The organism is Streptomyces cahuitamycinicus, assembly GCF_002891435.1.
In the GTDB taxonomy this organism is placed as follows: Bacteria; Actinomycetota; Actinomycetes; order Streptomycetales; family Streptomycetaceae; genus Streptomyces; species Streptomyces cahuitamycinicus.
Genome location: NZ_POUC01000428.1, coordinates 1 through 6,769, shown reverse-complemented (window position 1 = coordinate 6,769; position 6,769 = coordinate 1). Strand labels below are relative to the sequence as shown.

Here is a 6,769-nt window from a genome sequence, read left to right as displayed (position 1 = left end):
TATAAGAGACAGCTTCACCCCCGAGGACCCCCGACCCATGAGCCCCGCAGACGGCGACCGTGACCCACAGCGCATCCTGATCGTCGACGACGAGCCGGCCGTACGCGAAGCACTCCAGCGCAGCCTCGCGTTCGAGGGGTACGGGACCGAGGTCGCCGTCGACGGCGCCGACGCGCTGGACAAGGCCGCGGCCTACCGGCCCGACCTGGTCGTCCTCGACATCCAGATGCCGCGCATGGACGGTCTGACGGCGGCGCGCCGCATCCGCGCCACCGGCGACACCACGCCGATCCTGATGCTCACGGCCCGTGACACGGTCGGCGACCGGGTCACCGGCCTCGACGCGGGTGCCGACGACTACCTCGTCAAGCCCTTCGAGCTGGACGAACTCTTCGCCCGCATCCGCGCGCTGCTGCGCCGCAGCACCTACGCGGCGGCCGTGGGCGCGGCCGGCCAGGCCGACGAGGACGCCCTCATCTTCGCCGACCTGCGCATGGACCTCTCGACGCGGGAGGTCACCCGGGGCGGGCGCCAGGTGGAGCTGACCCGCACGGAGTTCACCCTCCTGGAGATGTTCATGGCGCACCCGCGCCAGGTCCTCACCCGGGAGCAGATCCTCAAGGCCGTCTGGGGTTTCGACTTCGAGCCGTCGTCGAACTCCCTCGACGTGTACGTGATGTACCTGCGCCGCAAGACCGAGGCGGGCGGGGAGCCGCGCCTGGTCCACACGGTGCGGGGGGTCGGTTACGTGCTGCGGCAGGGCGGCGCCGAGTGAAGAAGGTCCTGCGGCGGTTCCGCTCGCTGCCGATCCGGTCGCGGCTGGCTCTGCTGGTGGCGGCGGCGGTGGCGTTCGCGGTGGCGGCGGTGTCGGTGACCTGCTGGTTCATCGTGCAGGGGAAGTTGTACGACGAGATCGACAACGACCTGAGGTCGTCGGTCGGGCCGCTGCGCTCGGACGACTTCCAGGACCTCACGGCCTACTGCCGTCAGACGCCTTCCGACGGGCTGGGCATGGGCTCGCGGCCCAAGAGCTACGGGCAGTTGGTCCGGGCCGACGGCAAGGTGTGCCTCTTCCCCAGCTCCACGGCACAGGTGCACGTCAGCGGCGAGGACAAGGCCGTGGCCAAGGATCCCGACCCGAACCAGGGCCACATCCGCGACGGCACCGACAACGACGGCAACAAGCTGCGCGTCCTGACCACGGCGGTCGTCGTCAAGGACGGGTCCCTGACACAAGGGGTGGCCGCGGACTACTCCCTCGTCGTCGCCCTGCCGCTCAAGGGAACCCAGTCCACGCTCAACGAGTTGGCGCTGATCCTCCTGCTGGTCTCCGGTGTGGGGGTGCTGGGCGCGGGAGCCGCCGGCCTGGCCGTCGCCCGGGCCGGGCTGCGCCCCGTCGACAAGCTGACCGACGCCGTCGAGCACGTGGCCCGCACGGAGGATCTGAACATCCGCATCCCCGTGGAGGACGACAGCGAGGACGAGGTCGCCCGGCTGTCCCGCTCCTTCAACTCCATGACCTCGTCCCTGGCCAGCTCCCGTGACCTCCAGCAGCAGCTGATCGCGGACGCCGGCCACGAACTGCGCACGCCGCTCACCTCTCTGCGCACCAACATCGAACTCCTCACCCGCAGCGAGGAAACGGGCCGCCCCCTCCCCGAGGCGGACCGCAAGGCGCTGCTCGCGTCGGTGAAGGCGCAGATGACGGAACTCGCCACGCTCATCGGCGACCTGCAGGAACTGTCCCGCCCGGATCCCGGCCAGCACTCGGAGCGGACACAGATCGTGGCCTGGCAGGACACGGTCGAGTCGGCGCTGCGGCGAGCGCGGCTGCGCGGCCCGGAACTGACGATCATGGCGGATGTCGAGCCCTGGTTCGTCCGCGCGGAACCCTCCGCCCTGGAACGGGCGGTGGTCAACATCCTGGACAACGCCGTGAAGTTCAGCCCGGAGGGCGGCCTGATCGAGGTCCGCCTGACCGAGGGCGTCCTCACGGTCCGCGACCACGGCCCGGGCATCCCCGCCGACGAACTCCCCTACGTCTTCGACCGCTTCTGGCGCTCCCCGGACGCGAGGGCCCTGCCGGGATCGGGCCTGGGCCTGTCGATCGTGGCGCGTACGGTGCAGCAGGCGGGGGGTGAGGTGTCGTTGTCCCACGCCGAGGGCGGCGGCACGGTGGCGACGGTACGGCTGCCGGGGGCGGCGGTGCCTCCGCCGGAGGATCTGCCTTCGGCCTGAGGGATGGGCGGCCCCGACAGTTACTTCGTGACGTACTCGAGTAACGACGTCCCGGTGGTTGTGCTGCTGAGATGCCGTGATGGCTCAGTGGAAGCCGAGCATGCCGGGCGAGTCGATGTCCACGGTCAGGATGCCAGGGGGGTAGTCGCTCTCTCGTCCGGTGAGGATGATCGACATCCCGCCGGTCTCGATGTGAGGTGTGGCGACGTAGAGGGTGTGGCAGATGTCAGGCCCGCCCCAGCCGTCCCGGATCATTGCTCCGACCGTTGCCGCCGCGGTCTGATGGAGCGGGTCGACAAGGATCCCCGGGAGCGCGATCACATCCCCGGCTGTCCCCTTCTCGGTCGACTCCGCTTGCATCAGACACAGCGGATCGCGGTCAGTCGCGGCGGCGGCAGCCGACAAGGCAGGACATACACCCCGTCCAGCTGTCGATGTCCTGTCATACCCATCAGTAGCGCGAACTCTCGCCGCTGTTCTGACATCTTCGTCGCCGTCACACATCCGCAAGCAGGAGTGAGCCCCCACATGCGTCTCATTCGCATCTCAACTCTCAGGAAATGCGGCGTAGTTGCCGCATCCACCGCCCTCGCCGTGACCGGTCTGCTGGCCGGCGCGGGGACCGCCTCGGCCGGGCCCGCCGGGGCGACCAACATCCGGGGCGTCGACCCCGGGGACACCGACCGGATGATCGAGCGGCTCTGCAGCCAGGAGACGAGCCTGACGGGCGTGTACGGCGCCCTGAACGTCGACACCGGTGAGTTCAAGACCCAGGACGAGTACCTGCGGGACGTCTTCGGGCTGTGGAAGCCCGCCGGGCCGTGGGAGCTGTTCCGCGGCTGGTGCGGGTACGCCGAGGCCTCGACCTGGTCCGTCAAGGGCGACACCGTCCGCACCTCGCGCTGGATCGGCAACAAGGGCTCCGCCGACGACAAGGAGACCTTCGTCAGCAGCTACAGCACCAAGACGTTCGCGAAGAAGAGCGTCGGCGGCAGTATCAGCCTCTCCCTCGCCAAGAGCATCTTCAGCGGAACCGTGGGCGGCAGCGCCGGGTACGAGTGGGGCTGGGAGAAGGAGTCCAAGTTCGAGACCCGCAGCGAGAAGAGCATTCCGCCGTGCCGGCAGGTCGCCGTGACCTGGACGCCGTACCAGCGCGTCGTGCGCGTGAACCCCGTCTTCCACGTCGAGGACTACCAGTGGGACAAGGGCGACGGGGACCGGACCGTGCACAGCTGGCGTGACCGGGGATACCGGACCGTCTACTCGCACGGGTACTACATCGACGGCATCTCGGACAAGCTCCTCCCCAGCGGTCAGCCCGACGGCCGTGAGGACAAGGTCGAGGAGAAGCTGGACCCCAAGTCCTGCATCCAGTAGGGCACACGGAGCGGCAACCTTTCCGTGTGGGGCGGCGACTGATCAGCGGTCATTCCCCCACACGGAACGGATCGCCGCATGAGTGAGCCGCGCAGCAAGGCCCAGCACCGTCGCCGCAGAAGCCGCACCGCCCTGGCGGTCGGGGTCCCCGTGGCCCTGACCGCCGCCGGTACCTTGGCCTACGGCACCGACCTCGGTGCGTTCGGCAGCGGTGGCCGGCAGGCCTCCGCCGCCGCCCCGGCCTGGGCCGCCGACACCGCCGACGGGTTCGCCTCCGTCAACTCCCTGGGCCAGAACGGGACGTACGGCGGGCGGGGCGGGAAGATCGTCACCGTCAAGACGCTCGCCGATCTGGAGAAGTACGCGACCGCGGCCGAGCCCTACGTCATCGTCGTCGCCGGAACCATCACGATGAATCCGGTCGGCAAAGAGATCAAGGTCAAGTCCGACAAGACCATCGTGGGGCAGGGCACCGCCGGGCACATCGTCGGCGGCGGGTTCTTCCTCGGCCAGGGCGTACACAACGTGATCATCCGGAACCTGACCATCCGGGACGCGTACCAGGGCATCTGGAACGACAAGGACCACGACTTCGACGCGATCCAGATGGACGGCGCCCATCACGTGTGGATCGACCACAACGACCTGCGGCACATGGCCGACGGTCTCATCGACGTCCGCAAGGACAGCACGAACGTCACCGTCTCCTGGAACAGGCTGAGCGACAACAACAAGACCTTCGGCATCGGCTGGACCGAGAACGTCAAGACCGACATCACGATCCACCACAACTGGATCCGCGAGACCGAGCAGCGCAACCCGTCCACCGACAACGCCGCCCACGCGCACCTCTACAACAACTTCCTGGAGGACGCCCCGGGCACCGCCATCAAGTCGTCGTACGGGAACTACTCGCGCGGGCGCACGAAGATGGTCCTGGAGAACTCCCTCTTCAAGGGCGTCAACAACCCCGTCATCAAGGACAGCGGCGCCGCCGTCGTCCAGCGCGGCAACTCCTTCTCCGGCACCAGCGGGCGCAACGAGAGCGGCGGGACCGCCTTCGACCCGAAGACGTACTACCCCTACAGCCTCGACAAGGCCGCCGACCTCCCCTCGATCCTCAAGGCCGGTGCCGGGCCCCGCGCCTCCATCGGGACGGCCGCCTCCGCCAAGGGCGCGACGGCGTCCACCAAGGCCGCCGCCGCCACCACCCTCACCGTCGCCAAGGACGGCAGCGGCCAGTACCGCACCGTGCAGGCCGCCGTGAACGCCGTACCGGCGAACAACCCCTCGCGTGTCGTGATCGCCGTGAGCCGGGGACGTACCGGGAACTGGTGAAGGTGCCCTCCAACAAGCCGCACGTCACCATCCGGGGCACCGGCGGGAGCCGCAAGGACACGACGATCGTCTACAACAACGCGTCGGGCACGCCGAAGCCCGGCGGCGGGACCTACGGCACGAGCGGCAGCGCGACCGTCGCCGTCGAGGCCGACGACTTCCAGGCGCGCAACCTGACCATCTCCAACGACTTCGACGAGAAGGCCAACCAGTCCCTCAACGGGCATCAGGCCGTCGCCCTGCGGACCGCCGCCGACAAGGTGTTCCTGGACGGGATCATCGTGAGCGGGGACCAGGACACCCTGCTGCTCGACACCCCGTCGAAGGACCGGCTGGGCCGGGTCTACGTCAGCAACTCCTACGTGATCGGCAACGTCGACTTCATCTTCGGCCGGGCCACGGCCGTCGTCGACAAGTCCGTCATCACGCTGAAGAAGCGCTGGAACGGCACCTCGGCCGGGTACATCACCGCACCGAGCACCGCGGCGAACCGCAAGGGCATCCTGATCGCCAACTCCACGGTGAACGGCGACGTCTCGGCCGGGACCTTCTACCTCGGCCGGCCCTGGCACGCGGGCGGGGACGCGTCCCTCGATCCGCAGACCACCGTCCGCAACACCAACCTGAGCAACGCGATCAAGTCGGCCCCGTGGACCGACATGAGCGGCTTCTCGTGGAAGGACGACCGGTTCGCCGAGTACGGCAACTACGGCGCCGGGGCGGGCCCGGCGAGCACGAACCGGCCCCATCTGAGCGCCGCGCAGGCCGCCGGCCAGGAGGTCGGCGACTGGCTCGCGGGCTGGACGCCTTCGGCGTCCTGAACGGCTCCCTTCCGGGTCCGGCTGACGAGCGGCGCCGGGCCCGGAAGGGCCACCACGTTCGGGGTGCCTACTGCTTCCAGGCGTGGTGCAGCCGGTCCAGGCCGCTCCGGTTGTTCACCGTCAGGCTGAGGTTCGTGCCCGTGCCGTGGAGCGTGGTGAGGGAGTAGGTGTCACCGTTGCGCAGGCCGGGCCAGTAGACCGAGCCGAGGCCCAGCTCCCGGATCGTGTCGGTCGCGGCCTGGATGTAGGCGATCTCGTTGGAACTGCCCGCCGGGCCGTTGTAGTCCAGGCCGGTGGTCATCGAGGCACCGAACTCGTCGAGGATCGTGCGGGAGGCGCAGTCGCCGATGCGTGCCTTGAAGTCGGCCTTCCACTGGTCGACGCTGGTCCAGTCGGTGTGCCAGAAGCCGTAGTTGTGCAGGGCCAGGCGCGTGCCCTTCAGGCGCGGGTCGGCGCACACCGGCTTGACGTCCTCGCTGTACTTGTACCCGCCGATCAGGATCCGGTCGCGGGGTATGAAGCGGTGCCTGCTCACCCACTTCGCCGCGACGTCGGTCCACTCCTGTGCGGTGTAGCCGAACGGCTCGTTCATCGGCTCGAAGTACACCTTGGAGTTGCCGGCGTAGGCGGAGGTGATCCGCGCCCACATCCGGTCCCAGGACGCCTGGTCGTCGATCTTGCCGTCCTTGGCGTTGTCGGCCTCCCAGTAGCCCAGGATGACCTTGAAGCCCTTGGCGGTGGCGGCGTCGATCGCGCCCCGGTACGACTTCCAGAACGGGCCGTTGACCGAGGACGGGTTGACCGGGAGGCGGACCGTGTTGGCGCCGAGCTTGGAGAACCCGCCGATGATCGCCTTGGACTTGGCGTAGGAGGTGGCGTAGCCGTCGGAGGTGGACAGGCCCGAGGGCACGACCGCGTCGTCGGCGAAGTTGTCGCGGGGGTCGGCCCAGTTGACGCCCTTGAAGTCGCTGACGGGCGGCGGGGTGGCGGGACGG

At 69.0% G+C, this 6,769-nt stretch carries 5 protein-coding genes and 1 pseudogene; 4 read left to right on the top strand and 2 right to left on the bottom strand.

Translation table 11 applies throughout. The features are described from left to right. Positions 1–37: 37 nt before the first annotated feature. Together C1J00_RS35630 and C1J00_RS35625 are read left to right on the top strand one after the other, a co-directional pair. A complete protein-coding gene (locus C1J00_RS35630; protein ID WP_102913082.1) occupies positions 38–775 on the top strand; it encodes a response regulator transcription factor in 738 nt (245 codons plus the stop codon). Next, positions 772–2,238 (top strand): sensor histidine kinase, encoded by a 1,467-nt coding sequence (locus C1J00_RS35625; protein WP_102913081.1) that lies wholly within the window; start codon positions 772–774, stop codon positions 2,236–2,238. Before C1J00_RS35630 ends, C1J00_RS35625 begins: the two co-directional genes overlap by 4 nt. 84 nt (positions 2,239–2,322) lie before the next feature. Here C1J00_RS35625 and C1J00_RS35620 read toward each other — a convergent pair whose 3' ends face one another. Continuing rightward, positions 2,323–2,598, bottom strand: coding sequence for a hypothetical protein (locus C1J00_RS35620; RefSeq protein ID WP_102913083.1), 276 nt, complete (start codon positions 2,596–2,598; stop codon positions 2,323–2,325). A gap of 234 nt (positions 2,599–2,832) precedes the next feature. Between C1J00_RS35620 and C1J00_RS35615 the strand changes: the two genes are divergently transcribed. Together C1J00_RS35615 and C1J00_RS35610 are read left to right on the top strand one after the other, a co-directional pair. Further along, the gene (locus C1J00_RS35615) at positions 2,833–3,615 is read left to right on the top strand and encodes a hypothetical protein (RefSeq protein WP_245936630.1); all 783 of its coding nucleotides are present in this window, start codon (positions 2,833–2,835) and stop codon (positions 3,613–3,615) included. Positions 3,616–3,693: 78 nt separating this feature from the next. After that, positions 3,694–5,774, top strand: a pseudogene (locus C1J00_RS35610) (pectinesterase family protein). Between the two features lie 67 nt (positions 5,775–5,841). Here C1J00_RS35610 and C1J00_RS35605 read toward each other — a convergent pair. Further along, positions 5,842–6,769: glycoside hydrolase family 5 protein (locus C1J00_RS35605; protein WP_102913079.1), on the bottom strand; the 928-nt coding region annotated here is incomplete at its 5' end.